This window comes from Paenibacillus flagellatus, assembly GCF_003217775.1.
In the GTDB taxonomy this organism is placed as follows: Bacteria; Bacillota; Bacilli; order Paenibacillales; family NBRC-103111; genus Paenibacillus_AB; species Paenibacillus_AB flagellatus.
Map to the genome: position 1 here is coordinate 56,256 of NZ_QJVJ01000015.1, position 22,242 is coordinate 78,497.

19 protein-coding genes and 1 other annotated feature are annotated in these 22,242 nt (G+C 54.9%); of the genes, 13 read left to right on the forward strand and 6 right to left on the reverse strand.

The genetic code is table 11. From position 1 onward, the window contains the following. Window positions 1–407: 407 nt before the first annotated feature. A complete protein-coding gene (locus DLM86_RS26825) occupies window positions 408–1,037 on the reverse strand; it encodes a TetR/AcrR family transcriptional regulator (RefSeq protein WP_110843223.1) in 630 nt (209 codons plus the stop codon). Window positions 1,038–1,214: 177 nt separating this feature from the next. Here DLM86_RS26825 and DLM86_RS26830 point away from each other — a divergent pair, with 177 nt between their 5' ends. The 3 genes from DLM86_RS26830 to DLM86_RS26845 all read left to right on the forward strand — a co-directional run bounded on the left by DLM86_RS26830 (window position 1,215) and on the right by DLM86_RS26845 (window position 9,333). After that, window positions 1,215–4,235 (forward strand): NHL domain-containing protein, encoded by a 3,021-nt coding sequence (locus tag DLM86_RS26830; protein WP_158289677.1) that lies wholly within the window; start codon window positions 1,215–1,217, stop codon window positions 4,233–4,235. A 661-nt stretch (window positions 4,236–4,896) separates the two neighbouring features. After that, window positions 4,897–8,139, forward strand: coding sequence for an RCC1 domain-containing protein (locus tag DLM86_RS26840; RefSeq protein ID WP_110843143.1), 3,243 nt, complete (start codon window positions 4,897–4,899; stop codon window positions 8,137–8,139). 99 nt (window positions 8,140–8,238) lie between these two features. After that, a complete protein-coding gene (locus DLM86_RS26845; protein WP_146250304.1) occupies window positions 8,239–9,333 on the forward strand; it encodes an S-layer homology domain-containing protein in 1,095 nt (364 codons plus the stop codon). A 342-nt stretch (window positions 9,334–9,675) separates the two neighbouring features. On the opposite strand, the gene DLM86_RS26850 is transcribed toward DLM86_RS26845, so the two are convergent. Beyond that, a complete protein-coding gene (locus DLM86_RS26850) occupies window positions 9,676–10,587 on the reverse strand; it encodes a helix-turn-helix transcriptional regulator (protein WP_110843224.1) in 912 nt (303 codons plus the stop codon). A gap of 100 nt (window positions 10,588–10,687) precedes the next feature. Here DLM86_RS26850 and DLM86_RS26855 point away from each other — a divergent pair, with 100 nt between their 5' ends. Next, window positions 10,688–11,152 (forward strand): VOC family protein, encoded by a 465-nt coding sequence (locus DLM86_RS26855; protein ID WP_110843145.1) that lies wholly within the window; start codon window positions 10,688–10,690, stop codon window positions 11,150–11,152. A 229-nt stretch (window positions 11,153–11,381) separates the two neighbouring features. Further along, complete coding sequence (locus DLM86_RS26860; RefSeq protein ID WP_110843146.1) at window positions 11,382–11,912, forward strand: dihydrofolate reductase family protein; 531 nt, start codon at window positions 11,382–11,384, stop codon at window positions 11,910–11,912. 151 nt (window positions 11,913–12,063) lie between these two features. On the opposite strand, the gene DLM86_RS26865 is transcribed toward DLM86_RS26860, so the two are convergent. Both DLM86_RS26865 and DLM86_RS26870 read right to left on the reverse strand, forming a co-directional pair. Continuing rightward, a complete protein-coding gene (locus DLM86_RS26865) occupies window positions 12,064–12,420 on the reverse strand; it encodes an MmcQ/YjbR family DNA-binding protein (protein WP_110843147.1) in 357 nt (118 codons plus the stop codon). Window positions 12,421–12,634: 214 nt separating this feature from the next. Continuing rightward, window positions 12,635–13,510, reverse strand: a complete 876-nt coding sequence (locus DLM86_RS26870) for a LysR family transcriptional regulator (RefSeq protein WP_110843225.1) — start codon at window positions 13,508–13,510, stop codon at window positions 12,635–12,637. A 106-nt stretch (window positions 13,511–13,616) separates the two neighbouring features. Here DLM86_RS26870 and DLM86_RS26875 point away from each other — a divergent pair, with 106 nt between their 5' ends. Next, complete coding sequence (locus DLM86_RS26875) at window positions 13,617–14,360, forward strand: MBL fold metallo-hydrolase (protein WP_245954952.1); 744 nt, start codon at window positions 13,617–13,619, stop codon at window positions 14,358–14,360. A gap of 198 nt (window positions 14,361–14,558) precedes the next feature. Here the strand turns inward: DLM86_RS26875 and DLM86_RS26880 are convergent, their stop codons facing one another. Continuing rightward, window positions 14,559–15,539: a BtrH N-terminal domain-containing protein gene (locus tag DLM86_RS26880; protein WP_110843149.1), complete on the reverse strand. Its 981-nt coding sequence runs from the start codon at window positions 15,537–15,539 to the stop codon at window positions 14,559–14,561. Next, on the reverse strand, window positions 15,523–16,095 hold the full coding sequence (locus DLM86_RS26885; RefSeq protein ID WP_110843150.1) for a PadR family transcriptional regulator: 573 nt from the start codon (window positions 16,093–16,095) through the stop codon (window positions 15,523–15,525). The genes DLM86_RS26880 and DLM86_RS26885 overlap by 17 nt, the downstream gene beginning before the upstream one ends. A 324-nt stretch (window positions 16,096–16,419) precedes the next feature. On the opposite strand from DLM86_RS26885, the gene DLM86_RS26890 reads away from it, so the two are divergent. From DLM86_RS26890 to DLM86_RS26915, 7 genes are all read left to right on the forward strand, one after another. Next, a complete protein-coding gene (locus DLM86_RS26890) occupies window positions 16,420–16,773 on the forward strand; it encodes a VOC family protein (protein WP_110843151.1) in 354 nt (117 codons plus the stop codon). Between the two features lie 112 nt (window positions 16,774–16,885). Then, the gene (locus tag DLM86_RS26895) at window positions 16,886–17,461 is read left to right on the forward strand and encodes a PadR family transcriptional regulator (protein ID WP_110843152.1); all 576 of its coding nucleotides are present in this window, start codon (window positions 16,886–16,888) and stop codon (window positions 17,459–17,461) included. A gap of 43 nt (window positions 17,462–17,504) precedes the next feature. After that, the gene (locus DLM86_RS32230; protein WP_158289678.1) at window positions 17,505–17,657 is read left to right on the forward strand and encodes a hypothetical protein; all 153 of its coding nucleotides are present in this window, start codon (window positions 17,505–17,507) and stop codon (window positions 17,655–17,657) included. Between the two features lie 271 nt (window positions 17,658–17,928). Next, window positions 17,929–18,153: a binding site (T-box leader), on the forward strand. A 64-nt stretch (window positions 18,154–18,217) separates the two neighbouring features. After that, window positions 18,218–19,027, forward strand: coding sequence for a class I SAM-dependent methyltransferase (locus DLM86_RS26900; RefSeq protein WP_110843153.1), 810 nt, complete (start codon window positions 18,218–18,220; stop codon window positions 19,025–19,027). Between the two features lie 430 nt (window positions 19,028–19,457). Next, window positions 19,458–20,741, forward strand: coding sequence for an FAD-binding protein (locus DLM86_RS26905; RefSeq protein ID WP_110843154.1), 1,284 nt, complete (start codon window positions 19,458–19,460; stop codon window positions 20,739–20,741). Between the two features lie 79 nt (window positions 20,742–20,820). After that, window positions 20,821–21,264, forward strand: coding sequence for an Rrf2 family transcriptional regulator (locus DLM86_RS26910; protein ID WP_110843155.1), 444 nt, complete (start codon window positions 20,821–20,823; stop codon window positions 21,262–21,264). A gap of 169 nt (window positions 21,265–21,433) precedes the next feature. Further along, on the forward strand, window positions 21,434–22,090 hold the full coding sequence (locus DLM86_RS26915) for a nitroreductase family protein (RefSeq protein WP_110843156.1): 657 nt from the start codon (window positions 21,434–21,436) through the stop codon (window positions 22,088–22,090). The last annotated feature ends 152 nt before the right edge of the window (window positions 22,091–22,242 follow it).

Consider the following 22,242-nt stretch of genomic DNA (forward strand, 5'->3'; position numbering starts at 1 on the left):
GTTAACGCAGGAGTATAGTTTCACGAACTTTTTAACAACGGATTGTTTACATCGAGGAATATCCAAGAGAACGTTCCTTCAACTTCGAAGGCGTTCTTTTTTATATTCCATCAATGTTCAATATCGTCCAATTTTATTTACTATATGATATGCCGTATGAATCTAACTGGATTCTATATGTCCAATCGTGTCCCATATTCGCTTTGACGCCTTGCTCCACGCGTCAATGACGCCCTAGAGCCAAGCCGTATGCGAACGCTGCGGCTTCGTTTCGCAGTGCGGGCGGCTTCTCATCTCGGTCCGGAAATAGATCCGAGGGGCCGAATTCTCCCGATGCGATGATTTGCATATCAAAATTAGAATAATGGGTGTTTGTACTCCAAATTGTAAGAATCGGCAAAGGGCGTTCAGGACTCGGGCAGCTTCTTCAATCCGGCCGCATACAGCGGACCGTGCACCAGAATGGTTGTCAGAATGCGCGCCATTTCCTCGGGCGACTCTTGCATGCCGCTCTCCAGCCATTGTTGAATCACGCCGATGTGCGCCGATCCCACGTATGTAGCAAAATACTTTGCCGGAACGAGGCATTCTTCTTCATTGATCAGCACGTCCGGGCTTTTCCCCAGCATCGTCTCCCGAAAAAAATCTTTAAACCGGGTGTGGAACGTCATGTCTCCCTGCGGTCCCAATGCCGCTTTCATGAATCGGCTATGCTCGTTCAGGAACTCGAAGATGGTTACAACGAGCGGATAAATCGCCAATCGGGGCGGCGAATGCCGCATCTCCGCCGTCACCGATGGGACCGTCTTCTTCACAAGTTTGGACAGCCGGACCATGATCTCTTCTTCGCACTTGGCCATCAGGTCGTATTTGTCCAGGTAGTGAGCGTAGAACGTGCCTCGGTTGATTCTGGCCCGCGTTGTAATGTCTTTGACCGTCATCGCTTCGAACCCCTTCTCTTCGATCAATTCCACCAGCGCATCCCGTATCGCCTGCTGGGTGCGGACGACCCGCAGATCGGTCGTGTGCTCGCGCATTCGAATCCCCCCGACTTTCTTCAAAATTTAACCCGACACCTTGACCTGATGTGTTCATTATACGACACATCCGCCATGTTTGCTCATTGAGCCTTACTTGCCCCGGCATCATAATAATCCACAAGGTGATGTTGTTGAACATACATACAAGACGCGTTACAAGAACGGAGGAGAATGATGAGCAGAGCCAATGTGCAATCACGGAAGGGACGAGCAGCCAAGCTGCTCCTTATCGCGTTGGCGATCATGTTGGTGAACGTGGTTCCCCTGCTGCCGGCAGACTGGGGGAGCCGCGCTTACGCGGCAGCGGCGGAGAACTATACGATCGACACTGTCGTCGGAACCGGTACGGGGGGCTTCTCCGGAGACGGAGGGCCGGCCACTTCGGCCCAATTTAACATTGTTTACCATCTTGCCGTAGACGCCGCCGGAAATCTGTATATTCCGGATCAGTATAATCATGTGATTCGGAAAGTGGATACGTCCGGCATCATTACGACGGTAGCCGGAAGGCCCGGAGTCGAGGCGAACTGGAGCATCCCTTCGGGAGACGGCGGACCGGCGACCTCGGCTACATTGCGATACCCTTCATCCGTGACCTTCGACAGCGAAGGGAATATGTACATAACGGAACTCGGCTACGAGCGCGTACGCAAGGTGGATACGAACGGCATCATCAGCACGGTGGCCGGCTCGAGCACGGGCCAACTGGGCTATTCCGGCGACGGTGGACCGGCGACTTCGGCCCTGCTGAACCGTCCGGTGGATGTTGCGGTGGACAGCACCGGCAATTTATATATCGCGGAAATTTTTAATCATACCATTCGGAAAGTGGATAAGTCGACCGGCATCATCAGCACGGTAGCCGGGACGGGAGCTGCCGGTTTCTCGGGCGACGGCGGGCCGGCGAATTTGGCGCAGTTGAATACTCCCTATTCCATTGACTTTGACGGCAGCGGGAATATGTATTTCGCGGACCGAAATAACAATCGGGTGCGGAAAATAGATACGTCCGGGAACATCAGTACGGTGGCCGGCACGGGAGTTGCCGGTTATACCGGCGACGGAGGTCCGGCGACGGCGGCACGTATGTGGAGCCCGATCGGACTCACCGTGGACGACGACGGAACGCTGTACGTCGTGGAGAACGGCAATCACGTCGTTCGGAAAATAAGTCCGACCGGTATCATCACGACCATTGCCGGGACCGGCGCCTTCGGGGATTCCGGAGACGGCGGCCCGGCGACATCGGCGAAATTGAAAGTCCCTATCGGGATCGATCTAGACCATAACGGGAATCTGTATGTATCGGACAACGGCAACTACAAGATCAAAAAGCTTAAAGCGGTTACCTACACGGTCACGTTCGATAAGAACGGCGGGGATACGGAGGCGACACCCACGACCTTGAACGTGACGGACGGTGAAACAGTGGATGCCCTTCCCGCACCGCCGACCCGTCCCGGCTATGCATTCGCGGGATGGAACACGCTGCCGAACGGCAGCGGAAGCAGCTTTGACGCGACGACCGCCGTGAGCGGGAATGTGACCGTATACGCCCAGTGGAGTCTGAATCCTCCCGGCGCTCCTGCCAATCTCAGGGTTTCTCCCGGAAACGGTCAAGTGTCTTTGGCATGGGACAGCGTAGCTTCGGCCGTCTATTATCGCGTATATATCGGCACCGCATCCGGTACATACGACGCCTTGCCCTTGGCCACGGTGACGGGAACCACCTATACGGCTACGGGTCTTATAAACGGTACGCCCTATTATTTCGCGGTGAAGGCGCACAACGCCGCGGGAGCCAGCGGGTTCTCGAACGAGGCGAGCGCGACGCCGAACGCGACGCAATCGACGTCGGACTCTCCGCAAGATGCGTCGAACTCCTATTCCCAATCCGAACGACCTACGGTTAACGTAGTAGACGGCAACGGCGGTGCCGTTGTGTCGACCGCTTATATCGTCCGATCGTCCGCTTCCGGCGGAAACCGGCAGGCAGCGGTCGAACTGACGAACGATCAGGCGGCCCGTGCGGTCGACAAGCTGAAGGCGCTCGGTTCCGATTTCGCGAAAATGCTGATTCCGGACGACAAGGACGGGGACGCGGAGTTGATCGTGAAGTTCCCGAAGGCTTCGGCCGATCGGCTGTCCGACAGCGGGATCAAGATGGAGATTACCGCGATGCAGGCGCGTCTCGTCATTCCGAACGCGGCTTTCGAAGGGGTTATGGATGAGCTTCGTTTCCGCATCGAACCGGCTAAGGAAGAGGACCGCCATTCGATCGAACGGCAAGCAACGGCGGATCCGCTCGTACTCGAAGCCGCGAGAGGCGGCAAGGTCGAAACCGTCGGCCGTCCGATGACGATCGGTTCGAACGCGAGCGGCGGCGAATACGAGGCGATTCTGCCGCTGACCGGTGCGCCGCTCAGCGACGAACAGCTGAAGAAAGCCGCGGTCTTCGCGCTGTATGACGACGGCACGAAGGAGCTGGCGAAAGGAAGCATCGTCCCCTATGACGGTGAAAACCGGCTTGGGATCCGGTTTCCCGTAACCGCAGGCAAGACAGGCACGTTTACCGTCATCCGTTGGACGAATCCGGAGCATAAAGCCTTTCTGTTCGGCTATGCCGACGGGACTTTCGGTCCGGACCGAAACATAACCCGCGCGGAAGTCGCCGCGATGCTGGTCCGGGTCATCGACCGGGGCGAGGTCGCTGCAGCCGGGAAATTCCCGGATATTACCGAAGCATACTGGGCGAAGGCGTATATTGACCGCGTCGCCAGGATGGCCTTGATGATCGGATATCCCGATGGCAGCTTCATGCCGGACGCGCCGATTACGCGGGCGGAGATGGCGACCGTGATCGCCCGATTGCTGCCGGAGGAGACAGCCGGGAGCGCGGGATTCACCGATATCGCCGGAAGCTGGGCGCAAGCCGGCATCGGGAAAGCGACGGCGGCGGGTATCGTAAACGGGTACGAGGACGGCACGTTCCGCCCGGATTCGACGCTGACCCGCGCCGAGGCGGTCGCGATGATCGACAGGCTGCAGGGCCGGGGACCGCTAGACGGAGCGCCGCAGCAATGGCCGGACGTGACGCAAGCCCACTGGGCATACGGCTATATCCAGGAATCCTCCATGGACCATTCCTACGAGAAGCAGCAGGACGGCACGGAGAAGTTCATTCCGGAACCGTAAGCCGGTTCCATCGGACGGCGGGGCTAACGCCCCGTCTCCGGTTGAACGGGCTTGCTCTGTGATTAGGCTGAAAGGATCGCTTTACGGCGATTTGCATGCCAGTGGGAAGGACGACGTCAAATTTTCTAACGTCGGAAACCAAAACAGCCGAAAGGGCCATCTCGGAACGGCCCTTCCTTTTCATTTTCCGAATTCATACATCGCCTCTACTCTGCAGCTTTTCCTTGCCGTCGCGGTAAACATATTGTACGTGTCGAACGGGATGATGCGGCGGTCCGGGATCGCAGCATTGGCAACACAGCGGCAAGGCGGGGAACTTACGGAGAGATTGGAACTCACCGTACACCACAGTACGATGTGGATGTCCAAGTTATACTGGTATAATCGCGCACGATTGACGAAGTGGGATGCAAAGGAACGCCAGTGAAATCGCTGGCTAAAGAAGTTAAGTGCTCTGCCGAATGCATGAATTAAAACCGCCGTTATAGGCCGCAATTCGATGAATAACGAACATCGGAATGCCGTATGAGGGAAAAAACGATAAACCGATGGACTCTGCGTCCGCAGGGAACAGACGAGGAAAATTCGGAATGGTAGAAGTAGAAGATGAGGAAATGGATGATAGTTGTAAATCAGATCGTAGAATGTGGGAGTGTCTAACATGTTATTCATGAAAAGGCGAAGGGTCATGCCTCTTGTTTTGTCTTTCGTGTTGCTGCTGACCGCGGCGGTTCCTTTCGGTTCCGGGAAGGCGAATGCGGCTCGAACGGGAGTGGGAAGCGGAATCGTGCAAATCGCCGCGGGATATCAATCTTCGCTGGCGCTGAAGTCGGACGGCACCGTGGTTGCTTGGGGAGATAATAGTCAAGGTCAAACGGATGTGCCGGCCGAGCTTACCGTGCCGGGGACCGTGATGGATATAGCGGCGGGATCGTATCATTCGCTGGCGCTGAAATCGGACGGCACCGTGGTTGCTTGGGGATATAATAGCAAAGGTCAAACGGAAGTGCCGGACGAGCTTACCGAGCCGGGGACCGTGATGGGCATCGCGGCGGGATATCAACATTCGCTGGCGCTCAAATCGAACGGCACCGTGGTTGCTTGGGGATATAATGGCCAAGGTCAAACGGGAGTGCCGGACGAGCTTACCGTGCCGGGGACCGTGATGGAAATCGCGGCGGGAGGTATTTATTCGGTGGCGCTGAAGTCGGACGGCACCGTAGTTGCTTGGGGAGTCAGTACGCTCGTGCCGGACGAGCTTACCGAGCCGGGGACCGTGATGGATATCGCGGTGAAAGCGGCAAACTCGTTGGCGCTGAGGGCAAACGGCACCGTCGTCGCCTGGGGAGATAATAGTCACGGTCAAGCGAATGTGCCGGCCGAGCTTACGGTGCCGGGGACCGTGATGGATATAGCGGCGGGAGCGTATCATTCGCTGGCGCTGAAAGCGGACGGCACCGTGGTCGCTTGGGGAGATAACGACCAAGGTCAAACGGAAGTGCCGGACGAGCTTACCGTGCCGGGGACCGTGATGGATATCGCGGCGGGAAACAATTTTTCGCTGGCGCTGAAAGCGGACGGCACCCTTGTCGCCTGGGGAGATCATAGTGCGGGTCAAACGACCGTGCCGAACGGGCTTGCCAAGCCGGTCAAGGGTGGCGCTGTCGCGGCGGGAGCGATTCATTCGCTGGCGCTGAAGTCGGACGGCACCGTCGAAGCCTGGGGAGGCAGCCCGGGAGACGTCTGGGGTGACGACGACCCGGAACTTGGTCAATTGACCGTGCCGGACGAGCTTACCGAGCCGGGGACCGCGATGGATATCGCGGCGGGATCGTATCATTCGCTGGCACTGAAAGCGAACGGCACCGTTGTCGCCTGGGGAGATAACCGTTACGGTCAAACGGACGTGCCCGGGCTCTCCGGCGTGAAGGCCGTCTCGGCGGGAACGCAGCATTCGCTGGCGCTGACAGCGAACGGCACCGTCGTCGCTTGGGGAGATGACTATTATGGTCAAACGACTGTGCCGCCTGGACTCTCCGGGGTGGTGGCGATCGCGGCGGGAGGTTTTCATTCGCTGGCGTTGAAAGCCGACGGCACTGTCGTCGCCTGGGGAAATAATTCCAGTGGCCAAAGGATCGTGCCGTCCGGACTCTCCGGGGTGGTGGCGATCGCGGCGGGAGGGCTTCATTCGCTGGCGCTAAAAGCGGACGGCACCGTCGTCGCCTGGGGTGGCGATTTTCATGGTCAATCGTACGTGCCGGCCGGGCTTACCGGGGTGGTGGCGATCGCGGCGGGAGGGCTTCATTCGCTGGCACTGAAAGCGGACGGCACCGTCGTCGCCTGGGGAGATGATTTCTATGGGCAATCGGACGTACCTGCCGGACTCTCCGGGGTGGCGGCGATCGCGGCGGGAGGGACTCTTTCGCTGGCGCTGAAGTCGGACGGCACCGTCGTCGCTTGGGGAGCCGGCCCGGGAGATAGTGATTATTACGGTCAAACGAACGTGCCGGGCAATGACCGTCTGAGCGGCCTGACGGTACAGGAGGGCAATATGGATCCCGTGTTTTCCCCTTCGATCACCGCTTATACCCTCGACGGCCCGTTGGTATCGAGCGTGCATATCACGCCAACGCTGGCAGACCCGACTTACGCCGAGCTGTATGTCGACAACAAGCCGCTGGCCAGCGGCAGCACGGCGACGGTAAGCGTCTCGGGAGCATCGACGGTCATCCCTGTTCGGGTTGAACCGTATTTGAAGCCGCCTCGGACGTATACGATCACCGTGCATGGAGACGGAGAGCCTCCCGACGTTCAGTTCGCCGCGAACGGTCATGCGACGCCTTCGCAAACGGCGGAAAGCACTGTAACCGTGACGGATGCGGAAAGCGGCGTCGATACGGCCTCGCTGCAATACGCCTGGACGCAAAGTACGGCCGTTCCCGCAGACGGCTGGACGGCTTTTGCCAGCGGCGACCCATTGCGGCGGGCCAGCGGAGACGGCAACTGGTATTTGCATATCCGCGCGCAAGATCTGGCCGGGAATGTCGCCGACGCGGTATCGAACGCGTTCGTGCTGGACAACACGGCGCCGGAACTTACGCTAAACGGCAGCAATCCGATGAATATCCCGCAAGGCGGGACGTACACGGAACCGGGGGCGGTGGCGACCGATGCGATCGACGGCGCGATTCCGGCCTCGTCCATCACGATTTCGGGCGCCGTGGACACGACGCGCCTCGGAAATTACCCGGTCCAATATGCGGTCGCGGACCGCGCAGGCAATACCGCTACGGTAACCCGAAGCGTGTACGTGTACGACGGAGACGCGCCGGCGATTTATTTGAACGGAACGAATCCCATGACGGTGGAAGCGAACAGTCCGTTTGTCGATCCCGGTGCAACGGCGCAGGATGTGCAGGACGGCGACATTTCCGCTTCGATAATAGTGACCGGAACGGTGGATTCGACGACCCTTGGCACTTATACGCTCTTCTATAATGTTTCCGATGCTGCAGGCAATGCGGCTGCGACCGTGACGCGCGCGGTCTATGTGAACGATACGCAGCCTCCTGTTCTCACGTTGCTCGGCGATCCCGTAATGAGCGTGCCGGCTGGCGCAGCGTTTGCCGATCCCGGAGCGCAAGCGACCGATGCCTATTACGGCGACATCTCCGAACGCATTGTCGTGACCGGAACGGTAGATACAAGCCAAGCGGGCGAGTATACGCTGCGGTACAATGTGGAGGATCCATCCGGCAATGCCGCCGCGGAAGCGACGCGCACGGTGACGGTCACGGCTCCTGATGACTCCAATGGCTCCGACGGTTCCGACGGCTCCGAAAATACGGGGAACTCGGGAACGAACGAATCCTCAGGCAGCGGCGGGCCTGCGGCCATCCGCTAGGTGAGCGTCAAAATCAACGGAGTGGTTAAGCGAGTCATCGCATCGTACGAAACGTCCGGCGGGCAACGTATAACCCGGATTTTCCCGACGGCGGGGCAATTGTCCGAAGCGTTGGCAACTAAGCCGGACGGCATTCGGATCGAAGCGCAAGACATCGGAGATTCGGTCAAGATGGACCTTCCGGCCGCTCCGCTGCTGCACGCGCTGGAAGTTCGTCCCGACGCCCTGTTGGAATGGAGCGTTAACGGAAACGGCCTGCGCATTCCGCTCAACATCCTGCAAGGCGTTCCGAAGGAAGCGACCGTTACCTTCGGGATCGCGGCTGCTGCGGGTTCTGTCAGCGACGCCGGGAACGGAGCGATCGCGAGAGCGAGGGGAGTGCCGCTGCTCCCACATCCGGTCGTGTATTCGCTTCAGGCAAACGACGGCAGCAGCATCGATTGGGGCCGAACGTACGCGACTTTGACGGTCGCTCTGCCCGAATCGGCCAATCCGGATCAAGCGACTGCCGTACGCATCGATGAAAACGGGCGGATGCGGTTCGCGCCGGCTGTTTTCTCGAAAGACGGGTCGCCCCTGGTGACGATTCGTTCGCCTTATAACGGCGCTTATTCGGTCCTCCGATCGGATCATTCGTTTGCGGATTTGAACGGGCATTGGGCGCAAAAGGATATCGTCTTGATGGCGAACAAGCTGCTAGTCGAAGGAAGAACGCAAGACCGATTTGTGCCGGACGATCCTATCAGCCGCGCCGAATTTGCCGCCATGCTCATGCGTTCTCTCGGCCTGGACGATGAACCAGACGGTTCGGCGCCTTTCCGGGACGTGGCGCCGGGAGCCTGGTATGCGGGAGCCGTCCGGGCCGCTCAACAACATCAGCTCATCGGCGGTTTCGAAGACGGGACGTTCCGGCCGGAAGCACCCATTACCCGCGAACAAATGGCGGTCATGATCGTCAGGGCGATGGAGTACGCCGGACATGCGCCGAACGCGAACGGGGCCGCGACGAGAACGTTCGCCGACGAATCGGACATCGCGCCATGGGCAGACGCCGCGGTCGGTCGGCTGATTGGAGCCTCCATCATCCGCGGTTTGACCGAAACGAAGTTCGGCCCCCGGGAATATGTGTCCCGCGCGCAAGGCGCCGTCCTGTTGAAGCGGATGCTGCAGGCGATGCAATTTATCAATCCGTAAGCTTTAAGGTTTTTCGAGTAGATATGCGGGGCCCGTACCCCTGGGGCAGATTGTTGACAAAGCACCGTATTTCGCGGGGCTTTCGGTAATAGCCTCCGGAAGTGCTGCGCAAGGAATGGAGGAGGCGATTTTGCAATGAGCTGAGTTATCCTGTGGTAGTCCGGATGACTTTTCATATAAAAAGTACAACCATGAAAAAAGAGGGGTTCTCGCCCCTCTTTACGATTTACACGAATACTTCTCCGATTTGTCTTTCGTCATATGCTGTGCAATTCCGCCTGAGTGAATCCCTTTATTCGGGCGGGATTGGGTCTCTTCGAAGGTTGGGAGCGGGCAACTTTTTCAACAATAGTTCTCCATCATTTTGCTTATAAAATTTCGAAACTCTTCCACATATGTCCGGGGCTCGACGATTTTGAGACTCGTACCGAAGCCTGCCAAAAATTGAAACCCCGTATGGTTTTGAGGGACAAGAATGGTTGCCAATAACCATTCCGAACTATGCGCTTCAATGCTTTTTCGACCGTACCGTTCGATGAATTGATCTTTTATGCTCGGCGAAATCAATGCTTTAATCGCGACCAATTCCGGTGGATAGGCGGCTTCGCGTTCTTGCTCGGACGAATCCTCTCTAGGGTGGAACGTTTTTTCATCCATCGCAAGATGATCGATTCGAGATAATTTAAACGTCCGGTATCCTTGACGGTGTAAGCAGAAGCCTTTCAAGTACCAGCTCGTTTCGCTGAAATGAAGCCCGTACGGCTCGACGATTCTATTCGTCGCCGTGCCGTTTTTATCGATATAATCGAATGAGACGAGCCTTCTCTTTACTATGGATTCTTGACAGAGCTTCAAGGTTTGAAGAAGTTCAGACCGACCCTCCCATTCATAAAACGACAGTTGAACGGAACGATTCGGAGACAGGGGGCCAACCATGGCCTCTATTTTTTTTATCGTCTTTTCCACTTCTTCGCTTATGAAAATTTGTTCCAATCCGCTCAACGCAGTCAATATGTTCCCGATGTCGGCGTTGCTTAACAGACGTTTATCCACCTTGTATTCATCCATAATACCGTAGCCGCCGTTCACGCCATTGACGGCATAGATCGGGATATTGGACAAACTCAAGGTTTCCATATCGCGAAGGATCGTTCTTTTGGAAACATGGAACAATTGCGCGAATTGTGTTGTGGAAACGACCTCTTTTTTCAGCAGGATCATGATAATAGAAATGAGTCTCTCGACCTTGTCCATATTCGCCCTCATATTTCTTGATTTTTCTCGGAACGGTGACATTAAGCTGTCACCTTTTATTGATTATACTACATGTATCTAAAGAAGGAGGTTTTGCTTGATGTCGGCTATTGCCTATTTAAACTTTGATGGAGTTGCGGAACAAGCGATTGCATTTTATGCGGAGGCTTTCATGGCGACCGAAGTGAAAAAAGTGAAATTCAAAGATTTCCCGCAAGATCCGAACTATCCGTTGACGGAAAACGAATTGAACATGATCATGGAGTCTTCCATCGCATTCGCGGGCGGGAAAATCATGGCGTCGGATATTTTGCCTTCCATGAAGGGGGTAACGGGCGAGCTGGTAAAAGGGAACAACGTATGGATTAGTCTAGTCATCGAGGATGAACAAAAGCTGGAACAATACTTCAAGCATTTGTCCGTTGGCGGCCATGTGGTGATGCCGTTATCCGCTACTCCTTGGTCATCGTGCTTCGGCCTGCTGGTCGATAAGTTCGGGGTATCCTGGAAATTCAATCGTGACGCCGATCGGTTTCTCGATCAAGTGCTTTCCAACAAATCGTAACGCCCCCGAAAATGGTCTTGAACCCGAGGCCGTTTCTGTGACAAGAACAGCTATGAATCATCAATTTACGATCCTTCTTTTAAACGATAGTTGTATTCGGCCGTGACAGGATTGTGCACATCAGCAATCCATGAGAAACCGGGCATGCTGTTGGATGATAAGATGCTGCATAAGGACGTGTAATCCGGATGATGAATGTGCGAGAAAACCAGGGAGGAGAGTCAGTCGCATGGCAAAGATCGTTTTCGCATTGAACCAGTCTCTGGACGGGTTCGTCGACCACATGGCATTCCAACCCGATCCCGTGCTATTCCGTCATTTCATCGACGACATGCGCGGGCTGGCGGGCATCCTGTACGGGCGCCGCATGTACGAGACGATGCGGTATTGGGACGGAGACCCTTTTGAATGGGATGCGCCGGAACGGGAATACGCAGCGGCGTGGCAAAGCAAACCGAAGTGGGTAGTGTCGAGGACGTTAACGTCCGTCGGTCCGAACGCTTCTCTGATCGAGGGCGACCTCGCAGCGGCCATACGCGGGCTGAAGGCTCAGCATGAAGGGGAGATTGAAGTTGCCGGGCCGGAGCTGGCGCACAGTCTAACGGAACTCGGTCTCGTCGATGAGTATCAACTCTATCTCCATCCGGTCGTGCTCGGTCACGGCAAGCCGTTCTTCGCCGGTCCGCGGCCGCCGCTGCGCCTCGTGGCGAGCGATCGAATTGGCGGGCAGGTGATCAGGTTGACCTACGTTCCGGCTTAGAGCTTAGTGGTGCGGCTGACCCAGCGGCAGAGGGATACGTTAGTTTAACAAACGGCGATTGTGAAGGCTGCTGGTAGGCGGCCTTCTTTTATGCGATTACGGCAATGCACCTATGTTCATGTCATCCGACAATCGCAACTGCCTATATATTTTATTTTGTTGAATTGTAACTCCAATTCATTAAATCGTAGAGTTCGCTTTTAGGAAAAGGACTATCCAAAACAATAGAAATCCAATGCTCCTTATTCATATGGTACGCAGGCAAAATTCCTTGTCGACTCCTCAATAAACCATTTAATTCTGGATCGCACTTCAAGTTCATGATGTCGACTCTTCCTTCCCCGGATAAACCTAATTTGATTCGTGGTACATTCATTATCACTCCATACCACTTGCCATCCCCGTTATGTCTTAATACCGCATAATCCGGATGCTTGAACCAAGGGTAGTCCGGCTCTGTGTTGAACTTTTCCTTTACATAAGTAAATATATCTTCTCTATTTATCAAAAAAACGACCTCCCGAAATACCCGTTTATCGATTGGTTATACAAATATGTATTGTCCTGTTTTGTGCGAGAAGGAGCTTGGCGGCCCGCTTGTCGACATGCACGTTCGTCTGCCCTTTCAAATTGCGATAAGCACATAAGCCGCCGCCGCGTCCATGTTAATGGTCTTTAAGCAAACCCGATGCATTCGCTTATACCGCTGAATCGGAGAGATCTTAGGGAAAAGCTGCCGTCACGTATTCCGAAAAACGTTGCGCCGCTGGCGTCACAAACTTGTCCCTTTTCTTCACGAGGCCGATTTCGCAGATGCATCCTTCGTCTTCGATGGGCAGCCACACCAAACCGTCGAGCAGTAATCCGTTCGTTTTGGGAAGAATCGATAACCCGAGTCCGGCCGCCACAAAGCCCGCCACCGTCATCAAGTCCTCCGCTTCGTACGCGACTGCCGGTGCGAAGCCGAACCGGTCGAAGCAGCTTTCTAGTGTAGACTTAAGTCCACAGTAATGTTTTACTTCGATGAACGGTTCGCCGGTCAATTCCGTGAATTTGATCGCTTTCTGCTGCGCGAGGCGATGAGTAGGAGAAACGACGACATACAAGGGCGCCGCCACCATGGGTACCCATTCATAATCGTCTGACTCCAGTTTGGCGGATGAGATCATAAGATCGCATTCACCGCGTTCCATATGGCCTCTAATGAACGTATGATTCCCCTGCACCAATTCGAACCGAATTTTCGGGTGCCGTTGATGAAACTCGCGAATAAGCTTGGGTACAAGCTCCGCGCCCAGTATATTCAGATAGGCGACACGGATGACCCCGGATTCGGGATTCACTTGTTCTTCGATCGCTTGCTTTCCCCTCTCCAGCTCGGATAATGCGCGCTCCACCGATTCGGCAAACATTCGTCCGTAACGGCTAACTTGGATATTGCGGCCTCTTCGCTCGAACAACGGTACCCCCAGTTCTTCCTCCAATTTCGATATGGAGTGGCTCAAGGCCGGCTGCGTAATCGCCAACGCTTCGGACGCCTTCGTCACATGCTGAAGCCGAACGACAGTAAGAAAATAATCGAGCTGAGTCAGCTCCATCTTAGTCATCTCCGATTCATTAGTAATATTCATGATATTGATTATTATAATAAATTGGACGATATGAATAGTCAAATGTAAGCTTAGTGCAAAGGAGATGATGAAGATGAAAGCGACAGTAAGCATAAAAACGGTTGACATCGAAACAAATTTCCGAGGCATGCCGGAAGTGCTGCATCCCGTACTGATCTGGGACGATCGGGAGGCCGTCTTGATCGACGCCGGCATTCCATACCGGCTGCCTGTCATGAAAGAAGCTATGGCTCAGGCGGGAATCCCCTTTGCCAAGCTCAAAACAATTATTTTAACCCACCATGATTTGGATCATATCGGAGGGTTGACGGAGCTTCTGAACGCCTTTCCGCATAAGATCGACGTACTCGCCACCGAAGAGGAAAAACCTTATATTCAGGGGGAGAAGCCGCATCTGAAGATAACCCCCGCATTCATCGATCGTTTTCGCGCCGCGCTCCCTGCCGAACTGCCTTCGGAAAGACGGGATGCAATCCTTCATTTATTGGAGCATCCGCCGACGGCCAAAGTGGATCGAATCGTAACCGACGGGGAGGAACTCCCCTTTTTTGGCGGGATGGAGGTCATTCATACGCCGGGCCATACCCCCGGACATATCAGCCTTTATCTGAAACAGCACAAGATTCTTATTACCGGGGACGCCATGATGATCGATAACGGGTGCTTCGTAGAACCCGACAACAACGTTGATGCGGATTTGGCAAAATCATCATTGAAAAAATTCCTTCCTTATGACATCCAAACCGTCATCTGTTATCACGGGGGGCTTTGCGAGGAAAACGTTAAACATCGAATCGAGCGACTGGTATACAGCTGAATAAGATTGCCTCCATCATCGAAGCCTGAGAAACGTAAACGATACCGGGAAGTCGGCGTGAACACGGTCTTCATCGGGTTAACTGTATTTGCTGCTGCCGGCCGTTATTAAAGTCGACGTTACGTCTACGCCATATAGGGACATCCGCCATGGAGGTCCCTAGTGGTCATCAGGATTATAATCGCGCCGGACCCGGTTTCACAACAACAACTCCATGGCCGCGCGTTCCTGCTCCGCGATCTCGAGCAAAAGCTTCGACGCCTGCTGCAGCTCCTCATGGTTGCCGGTTTTTCCCGCACGGTCGATGCAAGCGGAGACACTGGACCACATCGGAGCGATTTCCGTAAACAAACGGTACGATTGTTCGATTCCGGGGTCTTCCAACCGTTCGACGCATTCTTTCAAGAAATCGCGATACAGATTCCGGAACAGAGCGCCGCCGGTTCCCGCCCGCTCCATCAGCAAGGCGGTCAGGCCGAAATCATGCTCGACATTGTTGCTTCGGGAAGGCCACTTCAAAATTTCGGCGCTCATTTTGACGATGCCTTTGTTCCCGATATTGCGGATGGGCGGGTTCAAGTAGTCATGCGCATTCCGGGTCAAGGCGGCGCGTAGAGCGGGCTCGAGCGGCGGCAAGGCGTCGATCGGCTCGAGCGTAAACGAACGATTCCGGGAGCTCATGGGCCCTTTCGCGTTTCTGGCTTCGGCCAAGCTGGTCAAACGCGTCTTGACCCGCCCGCCTTGTTGTCCGGTGTCCGCCATGTAGGCGTATTCGTCATCGATGCCGTATAGGACCGCATAGTGGCCGGCAAAGTGCACCTTGCTCGTGAAGTAGTCGAGGTAATAGGAATCCAATTTCAGCCCGACCGGCATTCCGCGATCGATACAGCTCCGTACGTTCTGCCACGCTTTCTCCAAGGACGACGTTTCTTGAATGCGGACGGACAAACCGAGCCTGTCGGCGAGGTTGGCCGTCAGTTCATCCGGCTTCACCCTGCCTCCGATGAACGGAAAGTCCATCCCCTTCGAGTCCCAATAAATAAATCCGAGTCCATGCCCGAGTCCGAACAGCAGCGGCTCCGACAGCCGGATTCCCGCAAATTGCAGCAAATTGCCCATGGCGGTCGTTTCGCAATGCTCGCCTGGATAGGGAACGAAACCTTCAATGATGGGGGCCATATTCGCCTGTCTCCTCCAATAATTCGTTTATGAGATTGAAAACGAACGATCGTTCGCTTTCGATGAGGCTTATCGGGTGCAGGAACAGCGCCCTTACGTTCAGCGGCAATCGATCGCCGCCCTGCGATTCGTACTTCTGCTTTATTCGGGTTGAAGCGCCTTGAAGGACATCCAGCCGTTTCCGCAAAGCAACGAGAGCCTCGTCCTTCCCGATTAGAGGCAAAGCGGCCAAGCCGAGATCGAAGCGGTTGTCGCGCTCCCGTGTCGACGACAGGCTGTCCAGGATTTCATCTCTCAGCTTGGCCCTACCGGCATCGGTGAGGGAGAACCGGGTCGGCATCGGTCCCTTGCCGGATTTGGCGTCGGGCTCCTCGGATGCGATCCATCCTTTATCGCTCAGCTTCTTCAGTCCTGCGTAGATGGATGTCGTGCCGATATTCGCCCACTCCCGATAGCCTCGCCGATCGACCAGCTTCTTAAGATCGTACCCGGACGCTTGCCGACATTCCGCGATCATTTGCAGCAGCATGAATTCGACATTCGAAATAGGGTGCATGGAGAGACCTCTTATCTTTAATATTTCATATATGGAATATAACACTAGTGTAATAAAAGTTCAATAGCCGGTCCTATCAAGAATGGCAAGTGCGGACGACTCATCCTATTCGATCGGTTCAACTTGTCTGTGCGGTACATCGGGAAGGCGCATTTGCGGCGAGTTTGTTAACCAATCTAAACCGGTCGCGCTCTGGTCAGCTCCACACAAGGGGCAATTCATTGTTTTCGCTGAAATGTATTTTTTATAACAAAATGATATATTATTTTATTATAAATTTCTGATATAATAAAACCGATCGAATGAATAAGGAGGAAATGGACGATGTTCAAGAGCGGCAATGTGACGGTAATGGTTGCGGATTTAAACAAGGCGGTACAATTTTACGTAGACACGCTCGGATTAAAGCTGCAGCACGAAACGGAAGGGCATTTTGCCCAGATCGAAGCACCGGGGCTGACGATCGGGCTCCTGCATTTTACCGGGGATCAAGGTTCTCAACCGGGCAAATCGGGCGGCATGTCCATTGGGTTTGAGGTCGAACAATTGGAGTCGGCCGTCGAGACGCTGAAGTCGCGCGGCGTTGAATTTCATGACGCTGTAGAAGGCAAAGCGGCCCAAGTCGTACATTTCAGCGATCCGGACGGCAATACCCTCTACTTGATTTGCAATCGTTAAGCCATCGGAGTATATGGGGACCGGAAAAGTCGCGACGTTCGCGGCTTTTCTATTTTCTCGCGGCCGTATGGTATACTGTTGTTTACTTGGTAGCATAAGGGGGGCCATTCGCTTGAATGAATTGTTCATACTCGGCGAATTGATGAACAACCCGATGCACGGCTATTTGCTGCATCAGATTTTGAACGGAATTGTCGGGCCTACGCGAAAAATAAGCTGGGGGGCGCTTTATCCGCTTATTCACGAGATGGTCGCGGACGGGCTGATCGAGCAGGTGCCCGATGAACAACCGGAGGGCGCCAAACGGGGCAGAGGCAAAACGATCAAGACTTATAAACTCACCGATGAAGGCAGAATCCGTTTTTTTCGGTTAATGGAAGAACCGATTCCGTACTCGCCGGATTACGAGCTGCATTTTTATACGAAGCTTAAAAATTTTGATCTGATCAGTAAAGAATTGCAGTTTTTAATTTTGCACCAATACAAGGATTACCTGCGGTATGAAATGCGCCATGAGGAAGAACGGTTGGAGTATGCGAGCAAGGATGAGCGGATTCCGTCCGGGGAACAGCACTATATTCTGATCTTTTTCCGGCATCGGTTGGAAAAGCTCCGATTGGATGAAGAATGGGTTTTACGGTTAATCGATAGCCACCGAGAGAATGGAAAAGGGCTTGAACGGGAGTGAAACCTGAAGCGCTTGAGCGCCTTTTATCAGAAGTTAATATCGAATGGAAGAAACAAGGGCGGTGGGCAATACGGTGGACGGATACCTTGAATTCGTTATAAGAAAGGCCAAGGAACAAAATAAAGTATTCATCATTGATAGCGGCGAAGGACGAGATTTTAACGACCCGATTACCGGATGGTACGTTGAAGATTGAGCGGTTGGTTAGTCGATGAAGAATGAGCAGACGAGCTTTCTTCAGATAGGCGGAAGGCTTACGAGAAATATAGCGACTACTACGTATTTGTTAAGTGGTCAATAAACGGTGACGGAGGAATATCGATTCAATTTGTGCCTATTGAAAAGTATTAATGAGCAGGAACGAGCACGATAACTACTCCATTGTCGGCGCTCTGTCATAAGCCGGAACATAATTTCAATTGACGGCCATTGCTGGAAACGATATACTGTGTTAAATTCCATACCCGTTAAACGCTGTGACCGGGAGTATTAAGGATTCCTATTGTGCAGAGAACTGTCGGATCGGTGCGAGACAGTCAATAGCTTCCCCAACTCGCCCTTGAGCGGTAAGGCCGAATTCAGTAGGTCTTGACGGCTAACCCCCGTAAACAGGTTTAAGATGGTTCGTTCAAGCTGTGATCCCAACGAATCAAAAAGAGTGGTACCGCGAAGGAAAACCTATCGCCTCTTTACAGGCAATAGGTTTTTTTGTATTCCCTTCGAACACAACAAACCAGTGAGGGCAGGTGTTATCCGATGGAAAACGTTATCGACTATTATTCCCGTTTTGACGAATGGGGCAGGCTGGACAGGGAACCGTTGGAGTTTATCGTGAACTGGCATTACATGAACCGACATTTACCTGCGCATGGCCATGTATTGGATAATGGGGCGGGGCCCGGAAAATATGCGATGGAGCTGGCGAAGCAAGGATTTCATGTTACTCTTGCGGATTTGACACCGAGACTGGTTGAAATGGCGAAGGAGAAAGCAAGCGAATTGGCCTTAACGGAACGATTCAAGGGATTCCATCCGTTAAATGCTACACGTTTAGAGGGATTGCCCGATGAGGAATTCGATGCTTCCCTTATGTTAGGGCCACTTTACCATTTGCAAAAGGACGAGGAACGAATAAACGCCGTAAGCGAATTATTCCGCGTTACAAAAAGGGGAGGCGTCGTTTTTGTCGCATTTCAAAGCAGGACGAGAATGACGATTACTTCGTTGCAATATCCGCAGCACTGGAAACCGAATGATCGTCTAGAATCCATAAACGAGTTTCGTTCTACCGGGGTGTTTAATCATGCGGATCAAGGAAGGTTTACGGGAGCCTATTACTTCAACATTGATGAGATCAAGCCCTTCATGGAGAATAGTGGATTCGAAACCATCGACTTGATCGGTTCTTCCGGTATCGGCGGGTTATTGAGCGACGAGCAGAAGCGGTACTGGGAAGAAAAAGGCGAGTCTCGGCAGCTGATGAGCTTGCTTATCGAGAGCGCGAAGGACCCGGCGGTCTTGGGCATTTCCTCGCATTTGCTGTATATCGGCAGAAGGAAGGAGTAGAGGCGGGCGGAGGCGTTCCTCGCATTTCGACATCAGCCGAAGAGGAGTCACGAAAGAACCGTGACCATGACGAGATTGAGGAGCCGGTCAGCCGATGTTCCGGCTTCTCCCGGAACGAACGGTTTATGTTTGCGGCACCTCCAAGTCGATGTGCTCCGATTTCCAGGAACATATCCCCTCGCCACTCGGCCGTTCGTTCGAGTGAAAACCACCCTGACGTATCGCTGCATGTCCAGTTATGGTTTGGGGAATTATGTTTTTGCGGTTTGCGAAGGCAATAAGCCACGATCATCCAAGGATAAATGGTTCTTCATTGATTAAAACATGCAAGGTCAATTTCCGTAAAAGGAAAGGTTGGCGGCTTGCCGGAGAACGTGATACGTTAGGAGGAGCAGGGTGAACGATCCTTTCAGGCCGGGAGTGAACGCTAATGGGACATGAGCGAAATTGGGCGGGTAATCTCGTGTATGGTGCCGCAGAACTCCATATTCCCGATACCGTGGAGCAAGTTCGGGAGCTTGTCGCCCGCCGGGAGCGCGTGAAGGTGCTCGGGACACGGCATTCGTTCAACGATATCGCCGATACGTGCGGCAGCCACCTCTCGCTCGAGAGGCTGAACCGGGTGATCGGGCTGGACGAGAACAACGGCACCGTGACCGTGGAAGCGGGGATCCGCTACGGGGAACTGAGCGAATTTCTGCACGGCAAGGGCTACGCGCTGCCCAATCTGGCCTCGCTGCCGCACATCTCCGTCGCGGGGGCATGCGCCACGGCGACGCACGGGTCGGGGGACCGCAACGGCACTCTCGCTACGGCGGTTCGCTCGCTGGAGCTCGTGAACGCTGAAGGGGAGCTGGTCACTTTTGTCCGGGGCCAAGAGGACTTCGACGGAGCGGTCGTCGGACTCGGGGGACTGGGCGTGGTCGTCCGGCTCACGCTGGACGTCGTCCCGACGTTCGAGATCAGCCAGCACGTGTACGAAGGCTTGCCGCTCGCACGCCTGGAGAAGCATCTCGACGACATCTTCTCCGGTGCTTACAGCGTCAGCTTGTTCACGGACTGGAAGGCGGCGGCGTTCAACCAGGTATGGCTGAAGCGAAAAGTCGACGACGCATCTGCCGCTTCGCTCGCATCCGAGTGGTTCGGCGCCACGCCCGCCGATGCGCCGCGGCATCCGGTGCCCGGACACGAGCCGGAGCCTTGCACCGGTCAGATGGGCGTGCCGGGAGCGTGGTACGAGCGGCTTCCGCATTTTCGCCCCGAGTTTACGCCAAGCGCGGGAGACGAGCTGCAGAGCGAATATTTCGTGCCTCGCCGGGACGCTTACGATGCCTTGCACGCGATTTCCGGCTTGCGGGAGCGCATCGCGCCGCTTCTGCATGTGTCCGAGGTTCGCACGGTCGCGGCGGACGGCCTATGGATGAGTCCTTGCTACGAGCGGGATTCGGTCGGCATCCATTTTACGTGGAAATCGGACGAAGAGGCGGTTCGCCGGTTGCTGCCGGAAATCGAAGCGAAGCTGGCGCCGTTCCAGGCCCGCCCGCATTGGGGCAAGCTGTTCGTCATGCCGCCCGATCGGCTTCAGCCGCTGTACGCGAGGCTGCCCGACTTCCGGAGGCTGATGCGGAGCTGCGATCCCCGCGGGAAGTTTCGCAACGCCTTCTTGGAGCGTTACATCGTGGCCAACGGTTTGCTCCCTCGCGATAATTCCTGAGCTGAGTCTGGATTAAGCCTGCACAACAGAGACTTTCATTACATTAGGTTGCTTCATCCGTTTCGAAGGGGGACTGGCCATGAGCCTGGAAAAGCCAGCAGGCATCTTTTCTTATAAAATGTTCGGCTTGTCTCTGCAAGCCCTCGTCGTTCTGACGAAGCAGAAGGATACATGCCCGAGCTGGGACATCGCGCAGCACCTCCGATCGGAGGCGACTCAACTGAGGCGCGTGCTGGCCAAGCTGGTGCGGGAAAACATTCTGGAGACGAAGGAAGGCCGGGATGGCGGATATCGGTTGAAGAAGCCGGCGAACACCGTTACGCTCGCGGAGGTCTATACGGCGCTCCGGATGGAGGAGCCGATATGCGGCGGGCTTATGGATACGGCGGGGGATCATCCGCTCGGCGACAAGATGAACGCCGTATTCGCCGATTTGACGACGGAGATCGACCGGTCCGTGCTGGACGTTCTGAGCCGGTACACGATTGCCGATCTGGCGGACCGGGTTCACGGAACGAAATAGCTCGCGCCCGAGGGAGCAGGGAACCGGTCGTGTCTCGTACGGAATCGGGACGATTGACATCCGGTCCGGCTTTCCGATATACTGTGTATGAAATAACAACAGTTAGAGATTCTTTTTTTTTGAGCTAACTGTGTTTATATTTTACACAGAAAAACGGAGGGATTCGCTGATGGAGACTCGAGTGGAAACACGGGAAGCCGATCTGTTCACAGTCATTCGCGAGCGTCAATCGATTCGGGGCTACGACCCGAACGTTCAAATTTCGGAGCAGGAGCTCCGCGAGATGATCGAGGAAGCCGTGCTGGCGCCCTCGTCTTCGAATTTGCAGCCCTGGCGCTTCCTCGTCGTGCAGGACCCGGCCGTGAAGGCGAAGCTGCAGCCGATCGCCAACAACCAGAAGCAAGTGACGGAGTCATCGGCGACGGTCGTGCTGCTGGGCGATACGGAGGCTTACAGAAACGCGGACGTCATCTACGATCGTGCGGTCGAAGCCGGCTTGTCCAAGGAGTTCAGAGATTCCTACGTACCGCGGATCAAGGAATATTATACCCGCTTGACTCCCGAAGCCGCCCGTTCGATCGCCCTAATCGACGGCGGGCTGGTGGCCATGCAGTTCATGCTCGTGGCCAAGGCGAGAGGGTACGATACGGTGCCGATGGGCGGCTTCTCGCCGGAGAAGCTGATTGAGGAGTTCGACATTCCTTCCCGTTATGTGCCCGTCATGCTGATCTCGGTAGGCAAAGGCGCGGCTCCCGGCTTCCCGAAGGCGCGCCTGACCGTCGACGAAGTGACGTTCTGGAACAGGCTGGACGGAATCGACCGATAAGCCGACGGCGCGGTAAGGCTTCGCTCGTGATGAGCGGGGCCCTTTTTCATGTACAGGGCCTATGGTATGGCCGCCTATGACGCTGCGCGTCGCCGGAACGTACATACGATGAGATCGTACGGGCGCTGTCCCAAGTTAGTGATCTGAAGGCG